Annotated in this window: 20 protein-coding genes and 1 tRNA gene; 2 read left to right on the forward strand and 19 right to left on the reverse strand. The window is 69.5% G+C overall.

Going from position 1 to position 25,132, the window contains the following annotated elements; genetic code table 11:
• Position 1: 1 nt before the first annotated feature.
• The 11 genes from nuoH to tpiA form a co-directional block, all read right to left on the reverse strand.
• On the reverse strand, positions 2–1,093 hold the full coding sequence (nuoH, locus tag CEK66_RS04465) for an NADH-quinone oxidoreductase subunit NuoH (RefSeq protein WP_017908129.1): 1,092 nt from the start codon (positions 1,091–1,093) through the stop codon (positions 2–4).
• Complete coding sequence (gene nuoG, locus CEK66_RS04470; RefSeq protein ID WP_152236072.1) at positions 1,090–3,339, reverse strand: NADH-quinone oxidoreductase subunit NuoG; 2,250 nt, start codon at positions 3,337–3,339, stop codon at positions 1,090–1,092. The genes nuoH and nuoG overlap by 4 nt, the downstream gene beginning before the upstream one ends.
• Entirely contained in the window at positions 3,336–4,679 is a 1,344-nt protein-coding gene (nuoF, locus tag CEK66_RS04475) for an NADH-quinone oxidoreductase subunit NuoF (RefSeq protein ID WP_152236073.1), read from the reverse strand. Before nuoF ends, nuoG begins: the two co-directional genes overlap by 4 nt.
• A gap of 5 nt (positions 4,680–4,684) precedes the next feature.
• Positions 4,685–5,212 (reverse strand): NADH-quinone oxidoreductase subunit NuoE, encoded by a 528-nt coding sequence (nuoE, locus tag CEK66_RS04480; RefSeq protein ID WP_010343009.1) that lies wholly within the window; start codon positions 5,210–5,212, stop codon positions 4,685–4,687.
• Complete coding sequence (locus CEK66_RS04485; protein ID WP_017912135.1) at positions 5,209–6,516, reverse strand: NADH-quinone oxidoreductase subunit D; 1,308 nt, start codon at positions 6,514–6,516, stop codon at positions 5,209–5,211. The genes nuoE and CEK66_RS04485 overlap by 4 nt, the downstream gene beginning before the upstream one ends.
• Positions 6,513–7,262 carry an NADH-quinone oxidoreductase subunit C gene (locus tag CEK66_RS04490; protein WP_026143244.1) on the reverse strand — a complete coding sequence of 250 codons (750 nt, stop codon included), beginning with the start codon at positions 7,260–7,262 and terminating at the stop codon, positions 6,513–6,515. Before CEK66_RS04490 ends, CEK66_RS04485 begins: the two co-directional genes overlap by 4 nt.
• Before the next feature lie 32 nt (positions 7,263–7,294).
• Complete coding sequence (locus CEK66_RS04495) at positions 7,295–7,849, reverse strand: NADH-quinone oxidoreductase subunit B (protein ID WP_010343006.1); 555 nt, start codon at positions 7,847–7,849, stop codon at positions 7,295–7,297.
• Complete coding sequence (locus CEK66_RS04500) at positions 7,840–8,196, reverse strand: NADH-quinone oxidoreductase subunit A (protein ID WP_010343005.1); 357 nt, start codon at positions 8,194–8,196, stop codon at positions 7,840–7,842. Before CEK66_RS04500 ends, CEK66_RS04495 begins: the two co-directional genes overlap by 10 nt.
• Positions 8,197–8,303: 107 nt before the next feature.
• A tRNA-Leu gene (locus CEK66_RS04505) sits at positions 8,304–8,388 on the reverse strand.
• 51 nt (positions 8,389–8,439) lie between these two features.
• Positions 8,440–8,874, reverse strand: a complete 435-nt coding sequence (gene secG, locus CEK66_RS04510) for a preprotein translocase subunit SecG (RefSeq protein WP_152236074.1) — start codon at positions 8,872–8,874, stop codon at positions 8,440–8,442.
• Positions 8,875–8,936: 62 nt separating this feature from the next.
• Entirely contained in the window at positions 8,937–9,698 is a 762-nt protein-coding gene (tpiA, locus tag CEK66_RS04515) for a triose-phosphate isomerase (RefSeq protein ID WP_043092571.1), read from the reverse strand.
• Between the two features lie 113 nt (positions 9,699–9,811).
• On the opposite strand from tpiA, the gene CEK66_RS04520 reads away from it, so the two are divergent.
• Positions 9,812–10,612, forward strand: a complete 801-nt coding sequence (locus tag CEK66_RS04520; RefSeq protein WP_152236075.1) for an SDR family NAD(P)-dependent oxidoreductase — start codon at positions 9,812–9,814, stop codon at positions 10,610–10,612.
• A gap of 129 nt (positions 10,613–10,741) precedes the next feature.
• Here the strand turns inward: CEK66_RS04520 and CEK66_RS04525 are convergent, their stop codons facing one another.
• The 5 genes from CEK66_RS04525 to trpB form a co-directional block, all read right to left on the reverse strand.
• On the reverse strand, positions 10,742–11,680 hold the full coding sequence (locus CEK66_RS04525) for a 2-oxoglutarate and iron-dependent oxygenase domain-containing protein (protein ID WP_152236076.1): 939 nt from the start codon (positions 11,678–11,680) through the stop codon (positions 10,742–10,744).
• Between the two features lie 117 nt (positions 11,681–11,797).
• Positions 11,798–13,141: a phosphoglucosamine mutase gene (glmM, locus tag CEK66_RS04530; protein ID WP_152236077.1), complete on the reverse strand. Its 1,344-nt coding sequence runs from the start codon at positions 13,139–13,141 to the stop codon at positions 11,798–11,800.
• A gap of 142 nt (positions 13,142–13,283) precedes the next feature.
• Positions 13,284–14,171, reverse strand: a complete 888-nt coding sequence (accD, locus tag CEK66_RS04535; protein WP_017909810.1) for an acetyl-CoA carboxylase, carboxyltransferase subunit beta — start codon at positions 14,169–14,171, stop codon at positions 13,284–13,286.
• 339 nt (positions 14,172–14,510) lie between these two features.
• Positions 14,511–15,314, reverse strand: coding sequence for a tryptophan synthase subunit alpha (gene trpA, locus CEK66_RS04540; protein ID WP_152236078.1), 804 nt, complete (start codon positions 15,312–15,314; stop codon positions 14,511–14,513).
• A gap of 144 nt (positions 15,315–15,458) precedes the next feature.
• Entirely contained in the window at positions 15,459–16,676 is a 1,218-nt protein-coding gene (trpB, locus tag CEK66_RS04545) for a tryptophan synthase subunit beta (RefSeq protein WP_152236079.1), read from the reverse strand.
• 97 nt (positions 16,677–16,773) lie between these two features.
• On the opposite strand from trpB, the gene CEK66_RS04550 reads away from it, so the two are divergent.
• Positions 16,774–17,676: a LysR family transcriptional regulator gene (locus CEK66_RS04550; protein ID WP_017911017.1), complete on the forward strand. Its 903-nt coding sequence runs from the start codon at positions 16,774–16,776 to the stop codon at positions 17,674–17,676.
• Positions 17,677–17,839: 163 nt separating this feature from the next.
• On the opposite strand, the gene CEK66_RS04555 is transcribed toward CEK66_RS04550, so the two are convergent.
• The 3 genes from CEK66_RS04555 to CEK66_RS04565 are packed head-to-tail and all read right to left on the reverse strand — an operon-like array spanning position 17,840 to position 25,038.
• Positions 17,840–18,937, reverse strand: a complete 1,098-nt coding sequence (locus CEK66_RS04555) for a toxic anion resistance protein (protein ID WP_226978486.1) — start codon at positions 18,935–18,937, stop codon at positions 17,840–17,842.
• A gap of 42 nt (positions 18,938–18,979) precedes the next feature.
• Positions 18,980–19,693 (reverse strand): hypothetical protein, encoded by a 714-nt coding sequence (locus CEK66_RS04560; RefSeq protein ID WP_226978487.1) that lies wholly within the window; start codon positions 19,691–19,693, stop codon positions 18,980–18,982.
• On the reverse strand, positions 19,690–25,038 hold the full coding sequence (locus CEK66_RS04565; RefSeq protein WP_152236081.1) for a DNA repair ATPase: 5,349 nt from the start codon (positions 25,036–25,038) through the stop codon (positions 19,690–19,692). Before CEK66_RS04565 ends, CEK66_RS04560 begins: the two co-directional genes overlap by 4 nt.
• Between the last annotated feature and the right edge of the window lie 94 nt (positions 25,039–25,132).

Consider the following 25,132-nt stretch of genomic DNA (forward strand, 5'->3'; position numbering starts at 1 on the left):
CTTACACGCCCTTCTGGATCACGCCGTAGAACACCATCAATGCCGTCACCGCGATCCACACGATCGTCAGCGGGATGAACACCTTCCAGCCCAGGCGCATGATCTGGTCGTAGCGGTAGCGCGGGAAGCTGGCGCGGAACCAGATGTACGCGCTGGCGAAGAACAGCACCTTCATCAGCAGCCACGGCCAGCCGCCGGTCCAGATCCAGTTGACCCACGGCGAGATGTCCGCGGTGACCCAGCCCTGGATCGGGCTCAGCCAGCCGCCCAGGAAGAAGATCGAGACCAGGAAGCTGACCAGGATCATGTTGGCGTATTCGGCCAAGAAGAACAGCGCGAACGCACCGCCCGAATACTCGACCATGTGGCCGGCGACGATTTCCGACTCGCCTTCGACCACGTCGAACGGCGCGCGGTTGGTCTCGGCCACGCCGGACACCCAGTACACGATGAACAGCGGGAACAGCGGGATCAGGAACCAGTCGAAGAACCCGGAGCTGCCGGCCTGCGCCTGCACGATCGTGCTCAGGTTCAGGCTGCCGGCCGCGATCATCACGCCGACCAGGGCGAAGCCCATCGCGATCTCGTAGCTGACCACCTGCGCCGCCGAGCGCATCGCGCCCAGGAAGGCGTACTTGGAGTTGGACGCCCAGCCGGCCAGGATGATGCCGTACACGCCCAGCGAGGTCATCGCCAGCAGGTACAGCAGGCCGGCGTTGGCGTTGGACAGCACCAGCTTGGCGTCGAACGGCACCACCGCCCAGGCGGCGAAGGCCGGCGCCAGGGTGATCAGCGGGGCGATCACGAACATCGCCTTGTGCGAGCTGCTGGGCTGGATGATTTCCTTGAACAGCAGTTTGAAGACGTCGGCGAAGGCCTGGAAGATGCCCATGCCCACGTACATCGGCCCGTGGCGCACATGCATCCAGCCGATCAGCTTGCGCTCCCAGACCACGTAGAACGCCACCGCGATGATCACCGGCATGGCGATCAGCAGGATCTTCAGCACGATCCACAGGACCACGCCGAGGGCGCCCAGGCCGAGGAACCACTGGTGCAGCGGATCGACCACGTTCAACAGCATCTCGTTCATGCAGCCACCACCGTCACCCGACCGGCGCCCAGCGGCGCGGTCGCGCCGTGGCCCGTTTCGATCCAGGCCGCGCCCGGCGCGACCCGCTTGTCCGTCGCCAGCGGCAACGTGGCGCTACCCGCCGCGGTGCCGACCTTGACCATCTGCCCGTCGCTCAGGCCCAGGCGCGCCGCCTCGTCCGGATGCAACGCAATGCCCGGCGCGCGGTTCAGCGGATGCTGCTGCAGCGCCTGCGCGCGGCGCACCACCGCATCGGTGCGGTAGATCGCCGGACTGGCGGCCAGTTCCAGGCCCTCGTCCTGGCGTGCCGGCTGCGCCGAGCTCGCCGCGGCGACCTCGCGCGGCTGCAGGCCGTCGCGCAGCCCGACCAGGTCGATGAACTCGAAGCCGGGCAGGCCCAGCTCGCCGCCGAGCGCGCGCAGCACGCGCCAGCCCTCCCGGGCCTCGCCCGGCAGCTTGCCGCCGGCGCGGGTGCGCTGGTCGCTGCCGTTGAGGTTGGTCAGCGTCGCCTCGATTTCCGGCAGCGCGCCGATCGGCAGGATCACGTCGGCCACGTCGCGGGTGGAGGCACAGGCGAAGTGGCTGAACGCCACCACCTTGGCGCCGGCCAGCGCGCTGCGCGCGGCGGCGGCATCGGCGAAGTCCAGACCCGGCTCCAGGCCGTACAGCACGTAGGCGCTGCGCGGTTCGGCCAGCATCGCGGCGGCGTTGCGGCCGTGCGGCAGCACGCCGTAGCGCGCCAGACCGAGCGCGTTGGCGCCCTGCGGGATGCGGCACAGCGCCGCGCCGGTGGCGGCGGCGAAGTCGCGCGCGGCGGCACGCAGCGCCGCAGCCTGCGGATGGTTCTCGGCCAGCGCGCCGACGATCAGCACCGCACGGTCGGCGCCCTGCACCGCGTCGCGCAGCGCGGCGTCGGCCAGCGCCTCGGCGAACTTCGACGGCGCCACGATCTGGCGGCCGGCCTGGTCGAAGGCCACGTCGAAATCGACCGGGTTGATCGAATACACCTTGGTCTGGCGCTGCATCCGCGCCTTGCGCAGGCGTGCATGCAGCAGCGGCAGTTCATGGCGCAGGTTGCTGCCCAGGATCACCACCACGTCGGCCTGCTCGATCTCCGCCAGCGGCAGCGCGAACGGTTCGGCCAGCGCGGCATCGGAGAAGTCGCGGTTGTACACGCGGTGATCGAGGTTGCCGCTGTCCAGGCCCGCGGCCAGGCGCGCCAGCAGCGCGCCCTCCTCGTTGGAGGTGGACGGATGCGCGAGCACGCCCAGCGCGTCGCCGCGGTTGGCCTTGAGGATCTCGCTCGCGGCGGACAGCCCTTCGGCCCACGACACCTCGCGCCACTGCCCGTCGACCTTGCGCATCGGCCGCAGTGCGCGGTCCTCGGCGTACAGGCCCTGGTGCGAGTAGCGGTCGCGGTCGGACAGCCAGCACTCGTTGACCGCTTCGTTGTCGCGCGGCACGGTGCGCAGCACTTCGCCGCGGCGCACGTGCAGGAACAGGTTGGAGCCCATCGCGTCGTGGTAGCCCAGCGACTCGCGCGCCACCAGTTCCCACGGACGCGCGCGGAACTGGAACACCTTGTTGGTCAGCGCGCCGACCGGGCAAACGTCGACCACGTTGCCGGACAGCTCGGTGGTCAGCGGCTTGCCGTCGTAGGTGCCGATCTGCAGGTTCTCGCCGCGGTACATGCCGCCCAGCTCGTAGGTGCCGGCGATGTCCGCGGTGAAGCGCACGCAGCGCGTGCACTGGATGCAGCGGGTCATCTCGGTGGCGACCAGCGGCCCGATGTCCTCGTCCGGCACCACGCGCTTGCGCTCGTTGAAGCGGCTGACCGAACGGCCATAGCCCAGCGACACGTCCTGCAACTCGCACTCGCCGCCCTGATCGCAGATCGGGCAGTCCAGCGGATGGTTGATCAGCAGGAATTCCATGACGCTGCGCTGGTACTTCAGCGCCTTGTCGCTGCGGGTCTGCACCTTCATGCCGTCCATGACCGGCGTGGCGCAGGCCGGCGACGGCTTGGGCGACTTCTCGACGTCGACCAGGCACATGCGGCAGTTGGCGGCGATCGGCAGCTTCTCGTGGTAGCAGAAGCGCGGGATCGGAATGCCGGCCTTGTCGGCGGCCTGGATGATCATCGAGCCCTTCGGCACGACCAGCGACTGGCCGTCGATCTCGACGGTCACATGGCCTTCCGGCACGACCGCGGGGGTCGCGCCGGGATTGTTGGGTTGCGCGCTCATGCGGCGGCTGCCTCCAGCTTCTTGCCGTCAACCATCGAATGACCGTTGACGATGTAGTACTCGAATTCGTCCCAGAACTGGCGCAGGAAGCCCTGGATCGGCCAGGCCGCCGCTTCGCCGAAGGCGCAGATGGTGTGGCCTTCGATCTGCCCGGCGACGGTGCGCAGCTGGTGCAGGTCTTCCATCGTGGCCTTGCCGGCCACGATGCGCTCCAGCACGCGATGCATCCAGCCGGTACCTTCGCGGCACGGGGTGCACTGGCCGCAGGACTCCTTGTGGAAGAACTGCGAGATGCGGCAGGCGAACTTCACGCAGCACACGCTGTCGTCCAGCACCACGATCGCACCCGAGCCCAGGCCGGTGCCCAGTGCGCGCAGGGTGTCGTAGTCCATCTGCAGGTCTTTGAGCTGCTCGGCCTTCAGCACCGGCATCGACACGCCGCCCGGGATCGCGCCCTTGAGGGTGCGACCCGGCTTCAGCCCGCCGGCCATTTCCAGCAGTTCGTCGAAGGTGGTGCCCAGCGGCACTTCGAAGTTGCCGCCCTTCTGCACGCAGCCGGACACCGAGAAGATCTTCGGGCCGCCGTTATTGGTCTTGCTCAAGCCCAGGAACCATTCCGGGCCGTTGCGGATGATCGCCGGCACCGAGGCGTAGGTCTCGGTGTTGTTGATCGTCGACGGCTTGCCGTACAGGCCGAAGTTGGCCGGGAACGGCGGCTTGTAGCGCGGCTGGCCCTTCTTGCCCTCCAGCGACTCCATCAGCGCGGTCTCTTCGCCGCAGATGTAGGCGCCGGCACCGAGGGCGCCGTAGATGTCGATGTCGATGCCGCTGCCGAGGATGTCCTTGCCCAGCCAGCCATTGGCGTAGGCGTCGGCCAGGGCCTGCTCGAAATGCTCGAACGGCTCGTGGTGGAACTCGCCGCGCAGGTAGTTGTAGCCCACGGTGGAGCCGGTGGCGTAGCAGGCGATGGCCATGCCCTCCACCACCGAATGCGGGTTGTAGCGCAGGATGTCGCGGTCCTTGCAAGTACCCGGCTCGGACTCGTCCGAGTTGCACAGGATGTACTTCTGCGGCGCGCCCTTGGGCATGAACGACCACTTCAGGCCGGTCGGGAAGCCGGCGCCGCCACGGCCGCGCAGGTTCGACTGCTTGACCATCTCGATCACCTGCTCCGGCGGGATCTTCTCTTCGAGGATCTTGCGCAGCGCGGCATAGCCACCAGTCTTCAGGTAGCTCTCGTAGGACCACGGGGTGTCGTAGTGCAGCGTGGTGTACACCACCTGGTGCGGCTGCGGCGCGGGGCCGACCGGACCGGTGGGAGCGTGGGGATGCTGTGCCATTGCCGTTACTCCAACCCGTCCAGCAATTCGTCGACCTTGTCCTTGGTCAGATGCTCATGGTAGTGGCCGTTGATGACCATCATCGGCGCGCCGGCGCAACCGGCCAGGCACTCTTCCTCGCGCTTGAGGTAGACGCGGCCGTCGGCGGTGGACTGGCCCAGCTTGCAGCCGAGCTTCTTCTCGGCGTGCGCGACCAGGTCTTCGGCGCCGTTGAGCCAGCAGCTGATGTTGGTGCAGAACGCGACGTTGTTGCGGCCGACCTTCTCGGTCTCGAACATCGAGTAGAAGCTGGCGACCTCGTAGGCCCACACCGGCGGCAGTTCCAGATACTTGGCCACGCCGGCGATCAGTTCGTCGGTCAGCCAGCCCTGGTTCTGTTCCTGCGCGGCGTGCAGGCCCTGCAGCACCGCCGAACGCTTGCGGTCCGGCGGGAACTTGCTCAGCCAGTGATCGATGTGCGCGCGCGTCTTGTCGCTCAGCACCACCATCGGATCGACGTCGCGCGCCGCTTCGAAATTACCTGTCGCCTTCATCGGTCGACCTCACCAAACACCAGATCATAGGTACCAATCATCGCCACCACGTCGGCCAGCATGTGGCCGCGCACGATCGCGTCCATCGACGACAGATGGGCGAAGCCCGGCGCGCGCAGGTGCACGCGGAACGGCTTGTTGGCGCCGTCGGACATCAGGTAGCAGCCGAACTCGCCCTTCGGCGCCTCGACCGCGCAGTAGGTCTCGCCGGCCGGCACGCAGTAGCCTTCGCTGAACAGCTTGAAGTGATGGATCAGCGCTTCCATGTCGTCCTTCATCTCGGCGCGCTTGGGCGGCGCCACCTTGAAGTTCTCGACCATGACCGGGCCCGGGTTGGCCTTCAGCCACTGCACGCACTGCTTGATGATGCGGTTGGACTCGCGCATCTCGGCCACGCGCACCAGGTAGCGGTCGTAGCAGTCGCCGTTGGTGCCGAGCGGAATGTCGAAATCGACGCTGTCGTACTTGGCGTAGGGCTGCTTCTTGCGCAGGTCCCAGGCGATGCCCGAGCCGCGCAGCATGGCGCCGGTCATGCCCCAGGCGTAGGCCTGCTCCGGGGTGACCACGCCGATGCCGACGGTGCGCTGCTTCCAGATGCGGTTGTCGGTGAGCAGGGTCTCGTACTCGTCCACGCGCGCCGGGAAGGTGTTGGTGAACTCCTCCAGGAAGTCCAGCATCGAGCCTTCGCGCGCGGCGTTGAGCCGCTTCAGCGCATTGCCCTTGTGCCAGCGCGATTCCTGATACTTGGGCATGCGGTCCGGCAGGTCGCGATAGACGCCGCCCGGGCGGTAGTAGGTCGCGTGCATGCGCGCGCCCGACACCGCCTCGTAGACGTCCATCAGCTCTTCGCGCTCGCGGAACGCGTACAGCATCACCGCCATCGCGCCCAGATCCAGGCCGTTGGAGCCGACCCACATCAGGTGGTTCAGGATGCGGGTGATCTCGTCGAACATGGTGCGGATGTACTGCGCACGCTCCGGCGCCTCGATCCCCATCAGGGTCTCGATCGCGCGCACGTAGGCGTGCTCGTTGCACATCATCGACACGTAGTCCAGGCGATCCATGTAGCCGATCGACTGGTTGAACGGCTTGGACTCGGCCAGCTTCTCGGTGCCACGGTGCAGCAGGCCGATGTGCGGATCGGCGCGGACCACGGTCTCGCCGTCCATTTCCAGGATCAGGCGCAGCACGCCGTGCGCGGCCGGATGCTGCGGGCCGAAGTTCATCGTGTAGTTGCGGATTTCCTGCTTGGCTTCGGCAGGATTGCTGGCGAACCCGTCGTGCGCCTGGTGGTACTCGCTCACTTGGCGGACTCCTTCTGTGCTTCGCCCGCCGCGGTCTGGTAGCGCGCATCGTCGCGGATCACGCGCGGCACGCCCACGCGCGGCTCCACCGAGGTCACCGGCTCGTAGATCACGCGCTGCTTCTCTTCGTCGTAGCGCACTTCGACGTTGCCGATCAGCGGGAAATCCTTGCGGAACGGATGGCCGACGAAGCCGTAGTCGGTGAGGATGCGGCGCAGGTCCGGGTGCCCGGCGAAGACCACGCCGAACAGGTCGAACGCCTCGCGCTCGAACCAGTTCGCGCCCGGCCAGATGTCGGTGACCGAGGCCACCACCGGCAGGTCTTCGTTCGGCGCGTAGCAACGCACGCGCAGGCGCTGGTTGTGGCGATAGGAGATCAACTGCGCCAGCACGGCATAGCGCTGCTGCGGGACCGGCAACGGCTGGGCGCCGCCGGCAGCCTCGCCGCTGGGGAACTCGCCCCAGGCGAAACGGCCCACGGCCTTGCCTTCGACGCCGCGGCTGAAGCCGTGCGAGGACACGTCGGAGGTATCCCACTCGTCGCTGCCGTAGCCGAGGTAATCGACGCCGCACAGGTCGGACAGCTGTTCGAAACCGAACTCGTCGCGCAGCGCCAGGCAGGTGGCGTGCCAGGCGTCGGCCGGCACTTCCAGGGTGACTTCGCCGCGCGGAAGGGCCACGAAGACCTGGCTGCCGGGGAAACGGGCGCCGAGTCGGTCGCTAAAGGAAGATGCTTGCTCTGCCATGGGGGCTTGGCGTGCTCTCGAGGAAAGAGGAATCAGCGCGCGATGGTCTGGGTTCGCCAGATCTTCTTCTGCAACTGCAGGATGCCGTAGACCAGGGCCTCGGCGGTCGGCGGGCAGCCCGGGACGTAGACGTCCACCGGCACGATGCGGTCGCAGCCGCGCACCACCGAATACGAGTAATGGTAGTAGCCGCCGCCGTTGGCGCAGCTGCCCATCGAGATGACCCACTTCGGGTCCGGCATCTGGTCGTAGACCTTGCGCAGCGCCGGGGCCATCTTGTTGACCAGGGTGCCGGCGACGATCATCACGTCGGACTGGCGCGGCGACGGGCGGAACACCACGCCGTAGCGGTCCAGGTCCAGGCGCGCGGCGCCGGCGTGCATCATCTCGACCGCGCAGCAAGCCAGGCCGAAGGTCATCGGCCACATCGAGCCGGTGCGCGCCCAGTTCAGCAGCGCGTCGACGCTGGTGGTGACGTAGCCCTTTTCCAGCAGCGGGTTTTCGCCTTCGGGACGCAGGATGTCGTCCACCCGCCCTTCCGGGATCGGGTTGGTCATCAGGCGATCCAGGGTCTGAATCACTCCCATTCCAGCGCTCCCTTCTTCCACACGTAAACAAAACCGAGGAACAGCATGCCGACGAACAGGCCCATGGTGACCAGGGAGCGAGCGCCCAGGTCCATGAACACCTGCGTCCACGGCACGATGAAGATGATTTCCAGATCGAAGACGATGAACTGGATGGCGATCAGGTAGTAGCGCACGTCGAACTTCATGCGCGCGTCCTCGAAGGCCTCGAAGCCGCACTCGTACGGCGAGAGCTTCTTCAGGTCGGGACGCCGGGGACCGAGGAACCGCCCCACCAGCATCAGCGCGACGCCGATACCGGTGGCCACGATCAGAAACAGCAGGGTCGGCAAATATTCGGCCAGCACTCGCGATTCTCTCTTGCCTGTGCCCGCACGCGTGCCGCGCAGGCATGGGATAGACGATTCTCCGAGCGAGGGCGTGATGCCTTCGCGCAGAAACCGTAGCCAAACAATGGTGCCCAAGAGGGGACTCGAACCCCTACGACCTAAGTCGCTACCACCTCAAGGTAGTGCGTCTACCAATTCCGCCACCTGGGCTTGCGTAAAACCTGCGCGGCAATCCCGCCGCGCAGCATATTGTAACCGCCTTCAGTCTTTCTGCGACGGGGCAGGCGACTTTTCTTGCGCTTTTTCCGGCGCCTGCTGGGCGGCCGAGGCGGCGGCGGGGGCAGCCGGAGCCGCGGCGGCGGCCGACGGCGCCTGCGGGACCTGCAGTTCGCCGGCCGGCGCAGCCGGCGCCGGGGTGGCCGACTGCGACATCACGCCCAGGTTGGCATCGGCCGGACGCGCGCTGTGGCCGGCGTACCAGGCCATGAACAGGCTGATGGCGAAGAACACCACCGCCAGCCACTTGGTCGACTTGGACAGGAAGTTGGACGCGCCGCGCGATCCGAACACGGTGCCGGACGCGCCGGCGCCGAACCCGGAACCCGCCGCCGCACCGGCGCCGCGTTGCATCAGGATCAGCGCGATCATCGCGATCGCCACCAGCACGTAGACCACATTGAGGATGACCATCAGCATTTCGAAATCCGTCCGGACAGTACGACTTGGGGGACGAACGGCCGCCAGCGGCGGCCGTTCGCTCAACAGGTGGCCGCCGCTCGCACGATGGCCAGGAATTCCGCGGCGACCAGCGAGGCGCCGCCCACCAGCCCACCATCGACATCCGGCTGCGCGAACAGCTCGGCGGCGTTGTCGGGCTTGACGCTGCCGCCATACAGGATCGGCAACGAATCCGCGATTCTAGCATCGCGCGCCGCCACTTCGCCACGGATGAACGCGTGCACCGCCTGCGCCTGCGCCGGGCTGGCGGTGCGGCCGGTGCCGATCGCCCAGACCGGCTCGTAGGCCACCACCGCGCGGCCGAAGCCCTCGGCGCCGACCAGATCCAGCACCGGCGCCAGCTGCGCGGCGATGACCGCCTCGGTGCGCCCGGCCTCGCGCTGCTCCAGGGTCTCGCCCACGCACAGGATCGGGACCAGCCCGGCGTGCAGGGCGGCAGCGAACTTGCGCGCGACCAGCTCGCTGCTCTCCTGGTGGTACTGGCGCCGCTCCGAATGCCCGACCAGGCCATAGTCGGCGCCCACGTCCACCAGCATCGCCGCCGACACCTCGCCGGTGTAGGCGCCCTTCTCGTTGCTGCTGACGTCCTGCGCGCCGAAGCGCAGCAGCCGGTCCTCGAAATGCTCGATCAGGTCGCCCAGGTACGGCAGCGGCGGCAGGATCACGACCTCCACGCCGTGCTCGGCCTCGTGCAGCCCGGTGACGATCTCCCGTACCAGGTCGGCGGCGAAGTGGCGGGTGCCATGCAATTTCCAGTTTCCGGCTACGATCTTGCGTCGCATCGGCGCATCTCCGGCGAAAAAGTGCCGAGAGGATAGCCGATGCGCCGCCAAGGGCAGGCATCGCCCCTGCCCCGCCCTGCGCCACGCCGCCCGCTCCACGCCCAGAGACCGTCATGACCCAGCTTCCCGGCTACGCCCTGATCACCGGCGCCTCCAGCGGCATCGGCCGCGAGATCGCCCGCGAATACGCCCGCCGCGGCGTGCCGCTGATCCTGACCGCGCGCCGCGAGGCGCAGTTGCAGGCGCTGGCCGCCGAACTGCGGCCGCAGGTGCCGGTGGAGGTACTGGTCGCGGACCTGGCCGATCCGGCCGCGCCAGCCGCACTGGTGGCCGAGATCGAACGGCGCGGTCTGGCGGTGCGGATCCTGGTCAACAACGCCGGTTACGGCGTGCCCGGCCGCTACATCGCCCAGGACTGGGCGGTGCACGCGGCATTCCTGCAGGTGATGGTCGGCGCCGTGTGCGAACTGACCTGGCGGCTGCTGCCGGCGCTGCGCGCCAGCGGCCACGGCCGCATCCTCAATGTCGCCTCGTTCGCCGCCCTGGTGCCGGGCGCGGACGGCCATACCCTGTACGCGGCGGCGAAGAGCTTCATGCTGCGCTTCAGCGAATCGCTGGCGCTGGAGAACGCCGACCGCGGCGTCGGCGTCTGCGCGTTATGCCCAGGCTTCACCTGGTCCGAGTTCCACGACGTCACCGGCACCCGCGAACAGATGAACGCCCTGCCGCGCTGGCTCTGGCTGCAAACCGCCGCGGTGGCCCGCGCCGGCATCGACGGCGCCGAACGCGGCAAGGTGCGCGTGGTCCCCGGCGCGGTCTACCGCGCCCTGCTCGGGCTCACGGCGCTGCTGCCCGATGCCCTGCTGCTGCGGATGATGGGGCGCGGCTCGCATCGGATCAGGAGTGTGGAATGAGGCTGGGAATGGAGAAACGGGAAAGGGGAATGGGAACAGCCGCGCCTCCAAGCCGACGAAGGCCTGTAGCAACACTGGGCACGGAAACCCGCTTTTACCGATTCCCCACTCCCTATTCCCGATTCCCAGCTACTTCAGCTTGATCTCGCGCAACCGCTCCTCCAGATACCCCTGCGCGGTGATCGGCTCGGGATAGCGGCTGGGGTTGTCGGCGCTGACGCAGGACGGCAGCACGTCGATCACGAAGTCCGGGTTCGGGTGCAGGAAGAACGGTACCGAGTAGCGCGGCTGGCGCGCCTGCTCGCCCGGGGGGTTGACCACGCGGTGGGTGGTCGAGGGGTACACGTGGTTGGTCAGGCGCTGCAGCATGTCGCCGATGTTGACCACGATGGTGTCGGCGTCGGAGGTGAACGGCACCCACTCGCCCTGCTTGGACTTCACTTCCAGGCCGGCGGCGCTGGCGCCGACCAGCAGGGTGATCAGGTTGATGTCCTCGTGGGCGCCGGCGCGCACGTTGGGGATGTCGTCGGCGGTGATCGGCGGGTAGTGGATCGGGCGCAGGATCGAGTTGCCCGAATCGGTCTTGTCGACAAAGTAGTGCTCGGGCAAGCCGATGTGCAGGGCCAGCGCCGACAGTACGCGCGCGCCGAGCTGGTCCAGCGCCTGGTACAGGCCGTAGCCGTGGGCGCGGAAGCCGGGCACCTCGCTCGGCCACAGGTTCGGCGGCATCACCGCGCGGTACGGGGAGTCGTCGGAAATCTCGCGACCGATGTGCCAGAACTCCTTCAGGTCGAAATGCTTGGAGTCCTTGGCGGTCTCCACGCCGAAGGCGGTATAGCCGCGCGCGCCGCCGCTGCCGGGCAGGTGGTAGGTGCGCTTGGTCTCCTCGGGGAGGGCGAAGAACGCCTTGAACACGTCGTAGGCCGCGTCGATCTGCGCCTGGGCGATGCCGTGGTTGCGGATGCCGGCGAAGCCCCACTCGCGGTAGGCCGCGCCCAGCTCGGCGACGAAGGCCTCGCGGTCGGTGTCGAAACGGGTGATGTCGAGGGTGGGAATGCGCGCAGTCATGGCAGGAACCGTCATCTCGTGAGAGGAAGCAAACGCCGCGCTCAGCGCAGCAGGCGATACAGCAGGTAGAACGTGACCGCCTTGGCGACGATCACGAAGAGGGCAATGGCGATCGACTCACGCCGCGTCACGGACCGCCTCGGCCAGGGCGTCGAGGGTCTGCCGCATCAACGCGGCATCGTCGGCCTCGACCGTGACCCGCACCACCGGTTCGGTGCCGGAGGCGCGCAGGAAGGCGCGCCCGCGCCCCTGCACCGCCGCCTGCGCCGCGGCCAGCGCGGCCTTCACGGTCTCGGCCTCGAGCGGGCGCACGCCCGGCTGCAGGCGCACGTTGATCGTCTGCTGCGGCACCTTCTGCAGCCCGGCCAGCGCCTGGCGCAGGGTCTGCCGCGAGCGCTTGAGCACTTCCAGCACCTGCAGCGCGCTGACGATGGCGTCGCCGGTGGTGGCGCGGTCCAGGCACAGCATGTGCCCGGAGGCCTCGCCGCCGAGCACCCCGCCCTGTTCGACCAGCGCCTGGTGCACGTAGCGGTCGCCGACCTTGGCGCGCAGGAACGGCACCTGCAACGCGGCCAGCGCCCGTTCCAGGCCATAGTTGGTCATCAGCGTGCCGACCACCGGGCCGTGCAAACGACCGCTGGCCTGCCAGCCGCAAGCCAGCACGTACAGCAGGCCGTCGCCGTCGACCGGGTTGCCCTGGTCGTCGGCCATCAGCACGCGGTCGCCGTCGCCGTCGAAGGCGATGCCCAGGTGCGCGCCATGCTCGCGCACGTTGGCGGCGAGGTTGTCGATGTGCATCGAGCCGACGCCGGCGTTGATGTTGAGCCCGTCCGGCGCGGCGCCGATGGCGATCACCTCCGCGCCCAGCTCGCGGAACAGCAGCGGCGCGATGTGGTAGGTCGCGCCGTGCGCGCAGTCCAGCACCAGTTTCAGCCCGCGCAGGTCGAAGCCGCGCGGCACGCTCGCCTTGCAGAACTCGATGTAGCGGCCGATCGCCTCGCGCGCGCGCATCGCCTTGCCCAGCCGCTCGGACTCGACCGTGGCGAACGGCGCGTCCAGCGCGGCCTCGATCGCCTGCTCGGTGGCGTCGTCGAGCTTCTCGCCGTGGGCGGAGAAGAACTTGATGCCGTTGTCGTAGTGCGGATTGTGCGAGGCGCTGATGACGATGCCGGCGTCGGCACCGAGAGTGCGCGTGAGGAACGCCACCGCCGGAGTCGGCATCGGCCCGAGCAACTGCACGTTGGCGCCTGCCGCGACCAGCCCGGCCTCCAGCGCCGACTCGAACATGTAGCCGGAGATGCGCGTGTCCTTGCCGATCACCACGGTCGGCCGCGCGGTGCCGCCGGCGACCAGCACGCGGCCCAGCGCATTGCCCAGGCGCATCACGAAATCGGCGGAAATCGCCCCCTGCCCGACCCGGCCGCGGATGCCGTCGGTGCCGAAGTATTTGCGTTGGCTCATGCGCTGGGGAATCGGGAATGGAGAATCGGGAATCGGGAACCGCCGGAGACGTCCAGGGATCGCGACAAGCACGGGCTTGCCGCGCGATGCAACGCACGCGCGCGACCACGATTCCCTATTCCCGATTCGCGATTCCCGGCCGTCATGCCGCCTCGCTCTTCGCCGGGGCCGGCTGCCGCATCATCAGCGCCAGCAGCTCGGAGAGGCGGTCGCGCAGTTCGCGGCGGTCGCAGATCTGGTCGATGGCGCCATGCTCGAGCAGGAATTCCGAGCGCTGGAAGCCTTCTGGCAGGGTCTCGCGCACGGTCTGCTCGATCACGCGCGGGCCGGCGAAGCCGATCAGCGCGTACGGCTCAGCGATGTTGATGTCGCCGAGCATGGCGAAGCTGGCCGAGACGCCGCCGGTGGTGGGATGGGTCAGCACCGACACGTACGGCAGGCCGGCCTCGCGCAGGCGGCCGAGCGCGGCCGAGGTCTTGGCCATCTGCATCAGCGAAAACAGGCCTTCCTGCATGCGCGCGCCGCCGCTGGCGGAGAAGCACACGAACGGTGCGCCGATCTTCAGCGCGGTCTCCGCGGCCAGGGCGAAGCGCTCGCCGACCACCGAGCCCATCGAGCCGCCCATGAAGGCGAAATCGAACGAAGCGGCGACCAGCGGCTGGCCCTTGAGCAGGCCCTGCATCGCCACCAGCGCGTCGTATTCGCCGGTGCTCTTCTGTGAGGCCTTGATGCGCTCGCCGTACTTCTTCTGGTCCTTGAACTTGAGCGCGTCGGTCGGGCCCAGGCGCGCACCGATCTCGGTCGGCGCGGTGTCGGCGTCGAACAGCGCGGCCAGGCGCGCGCGCGCGCGGATCGCCATGTGGTGGCCGCACTTCGGGCACACCTCCAGGTTCTCCTCCAGTTCCGGCCGGTACAGCACGGCGCTGCAGTTGGGACATTTCTCCCACAAGCCTTCGGGAACGCTGCGCTTCTTGCTGGGCGTGCTGTCGGTACGGATGCCCGAAGGCATCAATTTGCTGAGCCAACTCATGCGATGTGACGATCCATTGGGCGGCCGCGAGAGCCGCAGAGGGGCGACAGTCTAACTCGGTCCCCCGGTGGCCTGCAGACGGTGGCGCATGGAGCGGCCAGGCCGGCCGGTAGCGGCGCGGCTGCCGCCAGGACGCCTGCTGCGGCCGCGCAACGCGGGACGTGCGGTAGCGTCGCCGCCATCCCGCACCGTCGACACGCAAGCGGGAGCCAGCGACGGCGCGTGCCGTCCGACCAGCAATGCATGTACCGCATGCTCCGCACGCACCGCATTTGCGGCAGTGCGGCAAACGCGAACGCCCGCGCAAGGCGGGGCGTTCGCAAACACACCAGGCGTACCTCAGCCCGCGTCCAGCGCCTGCCGCAGCGGCGTCAGGAACGCCAGGGCGGCGTCGCGCGCGGCCTGCGGGCTGCCGGCCTCGGCCAGCGCCGCGACCAGCGCGCTGCCCACCACCACGCCGTCGGCATCGACGGCCATGGCCTTGGCGCTGGCGGCGTCCTTGATGCCGAAGCCGGCCACCACCGGCACCGGGCAGCGCGCGCGCAACTGGCGCAGGCGATCGCCGGCGGCGCGGGTATCCAGCCGGTCGGCGCCGGTGACGCCGGCGAAGCTGACGTAGTACAGATAGCCGCGCGCCGCCTCGCACAACAGGTCGATGCGCGCATCGCTGGTGGTCGGCGAGGCCAGCACGATCAGGTCCAGGCCGGCGTCGGCGAAGACCGTCAGGGTCTCGGCCGACTCCTCCGGCGGCAGATCGACCAGCAGCACGCCGTCCACGCCGGCCGCCACCGCTTCCTCGGCGAAGCGCGCGGTGCCGTGGATCTCCACCGGGTTGAGGTAGCCCATCAACACCACCGGCGTGGTGGCGTCGTCGCGGCGGAACGCGCTGACCGCCTCCAGCACGTAGCGCAGGCCGGCGCCGCGCGCCAGCGCGCGCTCGGAGCTGCGCTGGATGGTCGGGCCATCGGCCATCGGGTCGGAGAACGGCACGCCCAGTTCGATCACGTCGGCACCGGCCTCGACCAGCGCGTGCATCGCCGGCACGGTCGCCTCCAGCGACGGATCGCCGGCGGTGAGGAAGGGGATCAGGGCCTTGCGGCCTTGGGCGTCGAGTCGGGCAAAGGTGTCGGCGAGGCGGTTCATGGGGGACCTATGCGCCCTCTCCCACCGGGAGAGGGGTTGGGGTGAGGGGAAGAGGCGAAGCGGTGCGGATTTGAGTACTGGGCTGCGCCCGTACCCTCATCCGGCGCTCCGCGCCACCTTCTCCCGAAGGAGAAGGGTAAAGCGTTACAGCGTCAGCCCCTCGCGCGCGGCGATGGTGTGCACATCCTTGTCGCCGCGGCCGGACAGGTTGCACAGCACCAGCGCGTCCTTGGGCAATTCGCGCGCCAGCTTGATCGATTGTGCAACGGCGTGGCTCGACTCCAGCGCGGCGAGGATGCCCTCGGTATGCGCCAGCAGGTGGAACGCGGCCAGCGCTTCGTCGTCGGTGATGCCCTGGTAGATGGCGCGGCCGCTGTCGGCCAGGAACGCGTGCTCCGGACCCACGCCCGGGTAGTCCAGGCCGGCGGACACGGAGTGGGTCTCGACGATCTGCCCGTCGTCGTCGCAGATCACGTAGGTGCGGTTGCCGTGCAGCAAGCCGGGGCGGCCGGCGGCGATCGAGGCGGCGTGGCGGCCGCTGCCGATGCCGTCGCCGGCGGCCTCGGCGCCGTAGATCTTCACCGAAGCGTCGTTGAGGAAGGCATGGAACAGGCCGATGGCGTTGCTGCCGCCGCCGACGCAGGCGCTGATCGCATCCGGCAGGCGGCCGTAGTCGCGCAGCATCTGCTCACGCGCCTCGCGGCCGACGATGGCGTTGAAGTCGCGCACCATGCGCGGGTAAGGATCGGGACCGGCGACGGTGCCGATGATGTAGAAGGTGTCCTGCACGTTGGTCACCCAATCGCGCATCGCCTCGTTGAGCGCGTCCTTGAGCGTGGCCGAGCCGGAATGCACCGGCACCACCGTGGCGCCGAGCAGCTTCATCCGGTAGACGTTGATCTTCTGCCGCTCGATGTCGGTGGCGCCCATGTACACCACGCACTCCAGGCCCAGCCGCGCGGCCACCGTGGCGCTGGCCACGCCGTGCTGGCCGGCGCCGGTCTCGGCGATGATGCGGGTCTTGCCCATGCGGCTGGCCAGCAGCGCCTGGCCGATGGTGTTGTTGATCTTGTGCGCGCCGGTGTGGTTCAGGTCCTCGCGCTTGAGCAGGATCTGCGCGCCGCCCACTTCGCGGCTGAGCCGCTCGGCGTGATAGATCGGGCTGGGCCGGCCGACGTAGTGGGTCAGGTCCTTGTCGTAGGCGGCGATGAAGGCCGGATCCTGGCGCGCGGCGTCGTAGGCCGCGGCCAGCTCCTGCAGCGGGCCGATCAGGGTCTCGGCGACGAAACGGCCGCCGTAGCGGCCGAAATGGCCGGCGGCGTCGGGATAGGCGTGGAAGTCGCTGACGGGGACAGAGGACATGGCGCAACCGGGGGCAACAGGACAGGCCTGCACTTTAGCGCACACGTTCCCACAGAAAAACCGATAAAGTCTGACGCAATCCGTCAGGAAAACTCACATGACCAGCCTGCGCCGCCTGCCCTCGCTCAACGCCCTGCGTGCGTTCGAGGCCGCCGCGCGGCTGCGCAGCGTCGGCGCCGCGGCGGCGGAACTGCATGTCACCCATGGCGCGGTCAGCCGCCAAGTGCGGCTGCTGGAGCAGGAACTGGGATTTGCGCTGCTGCAGCGCGACGGCCGCGGCATCCGCCCGACCGCCGCCGGCACGCACCTGTGCGAGGCCGCCGGGAGCGCCTTCGCGCAGTTGCAGGACGCGGTGGCGGAGTTGCGCCGCCCATCACGCCCGGCCGCGCTGGTGCTGGGCTGCCCCGGCAGCATCCTCGCCCGCTGGATGATTCCGCGGCTGCAGGCGCTGCAGCGCGACCTGCCGGCGCTGACCCTGCACCTGTCCGCACACGAGGGCGACTTCGCCGCCGACTTGGACGGCCTGGATGCGGCGCTGCTGCTGGGCCAGGCGCCATGGCCGGCGGACTGGCAGGTGCGCGTGCTGGCGCCGGAGCGGATCGGCCCGGTACTCAGCCCGGCCCTGCCGCAGGCACCGGCCCTGACCGCGGCCGCGCCGGCGGCACTGCAGGGACTGCCGCTGCTGCATACGGTGTCGCGCCCGCAGGCCTGGCCGGCCTGGGCCGAGGCGCAAGGCCTGGCGCCGGCGCAGTTGCGCTACGGCACCGGCTTCGAACACCTGTACTACCTGCTGGAAGCGGCGCTGGCCGGGATCGGCGTGGCGATCGCGCCGCAGCCGCTGGTCGCCGACGACCTGGCCAATGGCCGCCTGCTGGCGCCGTGGGGCTTCGTCGACACCGGCGGGCAGTGGGCGCTGTGCGCGCGGCGGGAGCAGCAGGATCCACGGGTGGAGGCGTTGGCCGGGTGGTTGGCCGGCGAGTTGCGGGAGGATCGCGGCTAGGCGTATTGCCTGGCCTGTTCGCCGGCAATTCGCGGCGCAACCGCGCTGTACAGGACGCTTGGCCGCGACGCTTGGCGTGCGCGGGAGTGGAGGTGTCTGTCGCGGCTGAAGCCGCTCTACATGGGTGGGTGGGGCGTCGAGCGCCCATCGGCGGGCGCGCGCGTCAGCCCGGCTGCGCCGGCGCGGCCAGGCGCCGCTGCAGGTCGTCGCGCAGCCGGCTCAGCTCGACCTCGGCGGCGCGCCGCTGCTGCATGCCGTCGCGGTGGATCTCGCGCACCTCCTCCACCGTGGCGATCAGTTGCTCGTGCACGTGGCGCAGCGTGTCCATGTCGATCACCGCACGTTGGTTGGCGCGCGCCGTGTCCACCGAGGCCTGCCGCAGCAGGTCGGCGTTGCGGCGCATGATGTCGTTGGTGGCATCGTCGATGGCATTGGACAGCATCACCGCGTTCTGCTGCTCGTGCAGCGACAGCTGGATCGCGAACTGGCGCTTCCACGACGGGATGGTGATGTCGCGGACGGTGTTGAACTTCTCGATCAGTTGCAGCGCGTTGGCCTGGATCAGCCGGATCATCGGCAGCGCCTGCTCGGCCGCGTGCTGCATCACCTGCAGGTCGCCGACGCGCTTGTCGAGCAGGCGCAGGGCGGTATCGATCTCGGCGCGCTGGCCGCGCGCCTGCGGATCGTCCTGGCCCGCCAGCGCCAGGTGCTGTTGCTGCAGTTCGGCCAGGCGCAGCTTGCCGGCAGCGACGTGCAGGCCCAGTTCGCGGCGCTCGGCCTGCACCATCTGGTGCATGCGGTCGAATTCGCCCACGCGCTGGCCGAGGTTGGCCTGCTGCGTGCCGACGTCGCGCAGCAGTTGTTCGATCTGCCGGTTGGTGTCGCTGAACTTCTGCACCAGTTCGTCCTTGGACGCGCGCAGGCGATCGATCAGGCCGCCGATCAGCGGCACCCGCGAGCGCTCGCCGAGCTGGTCGAGCTTGAGCGCGCGCGCGATCCGCACCACTTCGCCGAGCTTGTCGCCGCTGGCCTCCAGGTCGCGGTTGCGGACCTGGTCCAGCAACTGGCTGGAGAACGCGGCGGCCTGCGCGGCGACCTCGGTGCCGAACAGGTGCAGGCTGCCGGGCGTGAGTTCGCGCAGGCCCTGCGCCAGCGCCGCGATCTGCGCACGATCGTCCGGCACCAGGCCGAGCGCCTTGAGCTCGGCTTCGTCGGGTTGCAGCGGCAGGCTCTGCGGCGTCAGCGGGTGTTCCTGGGTCATCATGGTTCTCCTTCGATAGCGATTCGCGGCGGCGGCGCAGGCTCAGCGCAGTCTAGCCCGCATGGCCTGCAGTTCGGCCAGGATGTGTTGCTGCGCCTGTGCGGCGCGGGCCACGTGGTCCCTGCCCTGCGCTGCCTGCGGCGTGACGGCGGCTTGGCGCCAGGCCGGCAGCAGCACGTCGCGGATGTTCCTGTAGCGTTGCAGCAGGTCCTCGCCCTGCTGTTGCAGCAACCGCCATTGCGCCGCTTCCAGGCGCCAGGCGGCGGCGAGGCGGCGCAAGTGGTCGAGTCGCTGGTTCCAGGCCTGCGCCAACGCCGGGTCGGGCGTCGGCGCCGCGGCGATCCAGCGCTCGAGCGCGGCCACGCCGGCCTCGGCGACGCCGGCGCTTTCGGCATATGCCTGGCCCGCGTGCCGCAGCGCCTGGGCATGCGCATCGGCGCGCAACAGGACCACGCCCAGTTGCGCCTGCAGGGTCTCGGCCTCGGCCTGGCGCTCCAGGTCGCGGCCGAGCAGACGGCCGAGCAGGCTGCTGTCGCGGCGGATCCGCCGCGGATCGCGCGCCTGCAGTGCGTGCTGGATGCGCTCCAGCTCCTGCACCAGTGCCGCGCCGGCGTCCGGCGCGGCGGCGCGCGCGGCCAGCGCCTGTGCGACCGCCTCGAGCAGCGGCGCCGCGTAGCCGGACGCGACCTGCGCGTCGTTCGCCGCGGGCGGCGACACCGGCGGCTCGGGCAGCGCAGGAGCGGCGCGCGCGCTCACGCCGGGCCGGGTTCGGGATCGTCGCTGCGCGCGGCGCCCGCGTCGCCATAGAAATGCCGCGCCAGCGCTTCGTCGAGCTGGCGTTCGGCCAGCGTGCGCGGCCGCCGCACGCGCGGCTCCGCTGCCGGCGCGGACGGCTCGCGCAACGACGCGCGCAGCGCCTCTGCCAGCGCGGTCAGCGCCTGCCCGGCCTGCGCCTGGCCCTCGTGCGAGCGCGCGAGTGCGTCCAGCAAGGGCTGCAGCGCGGGCGTGACCGATGCTTCCGTCTGCGCAGGCGCGGCCGGCGTGGCCACGGGCGTGGCGGGCGGCGCTTCGCGCTCGCGTTCGGCCAGCACCTGCCGCAGCAGCGCAAGAAGTTGCTCCCAGCGTGCCGGTTCCGGACTCGGCTCGGCACGCAGCCCCTGCAGGCCGCCTGCGATGTCCGCCAGCTGCGCCACCATGCGCCCGCCGACATCGGCCTCGTCGGCGCCCATCGCCTTGTTGCGCAGGAAGTCGCGCTTGATCTGGTCCCAGCGCGCCTGTTCCTCGGCGCCCATCGCGCCGCGCAACTCGGCCAGCTTGAGCAGGTTCTCCTCGGCGCCGCTGGTCAGCAGTTGCGCCTCGCCCAGGTAGTGGTCGGAGATCAGCTGCTGCAACTCGGCCTCGTTCATCACCGGCGAGACCTTCTCCGCCAGCTTGTTCATGTTGCGGTAGCTGCCCTGCAGCCGGAACGGCGGCTCGGTGCGGTAGCGATCGTCCTGCGCGGCGCTGGCGATGTACTGCTGGTTGACCTTGTACACCACCTCACGCACGCGCAGCAGGCGCTGCAGCGTGGCCACGATTTCGTTGATCTCCGCGCCGCTGTAGGCATGGCTGAGCGCGTTGCTGGAGATCTCCTTGCCGCGCGCGCGATCCACCAGCAGGTACAGGTCCGCCAGCTCGCGCGTGGCCAGCGGCGCGAGCACCGGATTGGAGGTGAGCGCGTTCTCGATGTAGCTGAGCAGGAACGCCTCCTCCATGCCGCCGAGCACGTCGCCCAGGTTGTAGATGTCGGCGCGGTTGGCGAGCATGTCCGGAATCTTGAACACCTCGCCGGACTCGGTGTACGGATTGCCGGCCATCACCACGCAGAACTTCTTGCCGCGCATGTCGTAGGTGCGCGTGCGCCCCTTCCACACGCCCTCGATGCGGCGCGTGCCGTCGCACAGCGAGATGAACTTCTGCAGGAATTCCGGGTGCGTGTGCTGGATGTCGTCGACGTACAGCATGGTGTTGTTGCCCATCTCCAGCGCGAGATTGAGCTTGAGCAATTCCTGTCGCGCGGTGGCGTCCGGCGCCTGCGCCGGATCCAGCGAGCGCACCGCGTGGCCCAGCGCGGGACCATTGATCTTCATGAAGACCAGGCCGAGCCGGCTGGCGACGTACTCCATCAGCGTGGTCTTGCCGTAGCCGGGCGGCGAGATCAGCATCAGCATGCCCATCAGGTCGCTGCGCTTGTTCTCGCCGACCGTGCCCATCTGCTTGGCCAGGTTGTCGCCGATCACGCCCAGGTAGACCTCATTGATCAGCTTGTTGCGCACGAACGAGGACAGCGGCCGCGGCTTGAACTCGGACAGGCGCAACTGCTCGCGCTCGCGGGCGATGACCTGCTGGCGCAGTGCCTGGTACTGGCGGAAGCCGGGCACGAACACCTGCTCGTGGTGGCGCAGGCGCGCCAGGAAATCGTCGATGGCCAGGCGCAGGCGCCCGCCTTCGATACGCGGATGTTCGCCGAGCAGGCCCTCCACCGTGGCCATCAACGCCACCTCGCTGGCGCGGCTGCGCAGCCGCGGCGCCAGCAGCGCGATCGCCACCGCCTCGGGCGCGTAGCCGGCGTGGACCGCGAAGCGCGGATCGTGGCACAGGCCCTGCACCCACTGGCTGGCCTGCGTCCAGGCGGCGCCAAGCTTGCCGCGCACGCGTTCCAGGCCTTGCTCGAACTGCTCGCGCAGCCCGGCCTCGGCCAGCCGCGCATGCAGCGCATCGAGCAGTTCCCGCGCATGCCGGCTGAACGGAAAAGTCGGTTCGCCCTGCGCCAGTTCGGCCGCCAGGTAGGCGGCGGCCGCCCGCGCCTGGGCGGCATCGAACGCAAGCCCTGCGTCCTCGGCGAAGCGCTGCATGGCCTGCGCCATCTCGGCCTGCAGCGCGTCGCGGCCGTCGCGCGCGCCGAACAGGCGCGCGATCGCATCGACGCCGGCCTGACGCGCGACCCACGCGGCCACCTCCTCCTCGCGCTGGCGTTCGGCCCAGAACGCCAGCGCCAGTGCGCGCGCGGCCGGGGCGTGCATCAGCGTGCCCGCGGCCTGCTGCAAGGGCAGCAGCGCCTGCAGGATGCGCGTGGCGTCGTGGTCGTGGATGCCGCGCTCGTAGCCCTCGCGGTAGCGCGGCGCGGCGAAGTCGCGCACGCTGCGCGCCAGCGCGTCGGGTGTGGCCGCCAGTTGCGCCAGCGCATCCAGGCTCAGCCCCTCCTCGCCCGCCAGCGCCGCTTCCAGCATGCGCCCGGCCAGGTATTCGCCGCGGTACAGCGTGGGCGATTCCGAATCCAGCGTCACCTGCCAGTAGGCGCGGGTGGCGTCCAGTGCGGCGTCCTGCAGCGGCTCCAGGTAGTCGGTGCCGGTCAGATGCAGCGCCAGTCCATCCTCGCGCGGCAGCAGGGTCAGGTCCAATGCTTGCGTGTTGACGCTGAAGCGGTGCCGCGGACCCAGCCGCACCACGTTGCCGCCGGCTTCGAACAGCTCGCTGTGGTCGCGCAGCGCGCGCACCGCCTGGTCGCGCACGCCCTTCAGCCGCGCCTCGACGTCGTCGGCCTTGACGCTGTCGCGGTAGCCGCGCAGCCGCTCGGCCAGCTCGCGCAGCTTGAGAATCAGCGGGTCGCCGGCGAAGAAGGCGTTGAGTTCGTCGGCATTGGCGAAGCGCTCGGTGCGCCGCGGCAGGCCGTCGAGGATGCGCGAGGCCGCGTCCAGCAAGGAGCGCGCCTTGCGCTGGCGGTCGTCGAGCAAGGCCTGCTTGTGCGTCTCGAACGCCTCGACCAGTTCCTCGCGCTTGCTGAGGATGTCGCCGAGGAACTGCTCGTGCTCGCCGAACTGGCTCTCCAGTTCCTCCAGTTGCACCATCAGCCGCGAAAGCTGCTCGTCGGCGCGCTCGGGATCGGTGGACAGCGCCAGCGCGCTGGTGATCGCCTGGCCGAACAGCGCGAACTGCGCACCGAACTGGGCCACGGTCTCGGCCGAACCCAGGCTCTTGCGGCGCTGCTCGGCACGCGCACGCGCCTGGTTGAGCCGCGCGTAGACTTCGGACAGGGCCTCGACCACGCGGGTGCGCTCGGTGGCGTCGTCGACCTTGAGCCCGGCCATCAATTCCGACAGCAGGTCCAGATCGGCCGACATCGCCTGCATCGCCTGCACCTGCTCGGACAGCGCGCGCGCGGTCGCCGCCACCTGCGCCGCCGCGTCCAGCTCGGCCAGGCGCGCGTGCAACGGCGCCAGCGCGCTTTCGCTGCCGAGGAAACGCCCGGTGGCGGCGCCGACGGTGTCGTGGGCCTGCTGCAGCGTCGCGCCCATCGCATCGATCGCATCGGTGTCGATGTAGCGGTACTCGCGGATGGTCAGCAGATGGCCGCGCTGTGCGGCGATGGCGTTGAGCGGTTCGACGAACTCCTGGATGCTGTTCCAGTTCTCCGGCTGCAGCCGCGCCAGCAGCGCCTTGTGCGCAGCCGTGGCCTCGGCCATGGCCTGGTCGGACTGCTGGCGGATCGACAGCACCTTTTCGTATTCGTCCAGCACCGCCTCGCCGGTGGCGCTGATGCCGCGCAGCACGCCGGCCAGGTCGCCGCAGTGCGCGTCCTCCAGCCAATGGTGCGCGTCGAACAGGCGCCGCGCGTCCTCCACCAGCAACTGGTAGCGCTGCACCGACACCTCGTCGCGGTCGATCGCGCGCGCCAGCCCGAACAGGCTGGAGATGCCGCGCACCAGTTCGGCATTGCCGATGCGGCCGAGGAAGGTATTGCTCGGCGGGCGCCTGGCGGCGAACTCGTCGCTGCTGAACGGGGTCTGCCAGACCTGCATCGGATGGATCCGGGTCGGCTCGCTGCCCTCGGCATGGAACAGCACCATGCGCCCGTCCTGCAGCAACGCGTAGCCATGGCCGAACACCGGGTTCTGCAGCGCGCGGCGGATGGTGTTGTAGACGAACAGCGCGGACTTGCCGCCCTCGCGCTCGTAGAAGATGTACAGCACGTCCTCGCCGTTGGGCGAGCGGATCGCGCGCTTGAACTGCATCCCGTCCATCGCCGCGTCGAACGCCTTGTGATCGCCGTTCTGCAGGTAATAGCCGCCGGGAAAAATGATGCCGTGGTCCTCAGGCAGCTGCACGCAGGCCTGCACGATGGCATCGTTGCGCACGATGCGGCCGCTGAGCGTGTTGTAGATCAGCCCGCGCCACTGCGTCTCGCGATACGGCAGCACCTTGAGCAGGACCAGGCTGCCGACCCGCGCGAAATCGAACTGCGCATCGTCCAGCGACTGGGTCTTGTCCTCCACCGGTTCGCTGTAGATGCCCTGTCCGGTCTCGGTGTTGTTCTCGACCTTGATGGTCAGATCGCCGCCGATGGTCTCCACGAACAGGGTATCGAGGATGTTCAGATGCGAATGGCGCCCGTTCACCGCCATCTCGCGGGTGGCGCGGGTCCATTCGAAGTCGAACGGCGGCGGCAGCGCGATGTCGCGTTCGCCGCGCGCATCGATGTAGGTGAGCACGCCGTCGCTGTCCTGCGCCCAGCGGAACACGCGCACGTCGCTGCTGCGCTCGCCGATCTGGAACGCCGCCAGCAGCTTGCCGCCGATGACGATCAGTTGCAGCAGCCGGGCGTGCTTATAGTAGGCGTACAGCTCGCCGAAGTCGTGCACGAAGCCGGCCTGGCCGAGGAAGCTGCCGGCCAGGTCGATCGGGCTGACGTCGTAGCCGTCGGCGCCCTCGACCAGCCGGTACAGCCCGAACACGTCCTGCACGCGGGTCTGGTTCTTGAGCCCGAGGAACACGTTGTAGCCGAACAGCAGCAGGTCCGGCCCGACCTGCACGATGTCGCGGCCGACGCAATTGTGCTCGGTGCGGATGCGGAAGCGGCCGTCCACCTCGAGACGGCTGTCGCCGAACTCCTGCAGGCGCTGCCGGTTGAGCGCCTCGACCGCGTCCTGCAGCCGCGCGCCCTGCTCGACCAAGCGCTTGCGCAGCACGTCGTAGGCGCCGCCCTGGGCGACCGCCTGGTCGACCTGGCTGGGCGCGTCGCCCTCGGGCTGGGGATCGGTCTGGGGTTGGGGAGGTGTTGCCATCGTCGCGGCTCCTGCCGGCTTGCGGGGGATCGGCGCATCGCGCCGCGCGCCCGCCACGGGTTGCGACGACGCGCCACCGTCGCCGGCCGCGCGC

The sequence above is a fragment of the Xanthomonas sp. LMG 12460 genome, assembly GCF_009192895.1.
Lineage (GTDB): Bacteria > Pseudomonadota > Gammaproteobacteria > Xanthomonadales > Xanthomonadaceae > Xanthomonas_A > Xanthomonas_A sontii.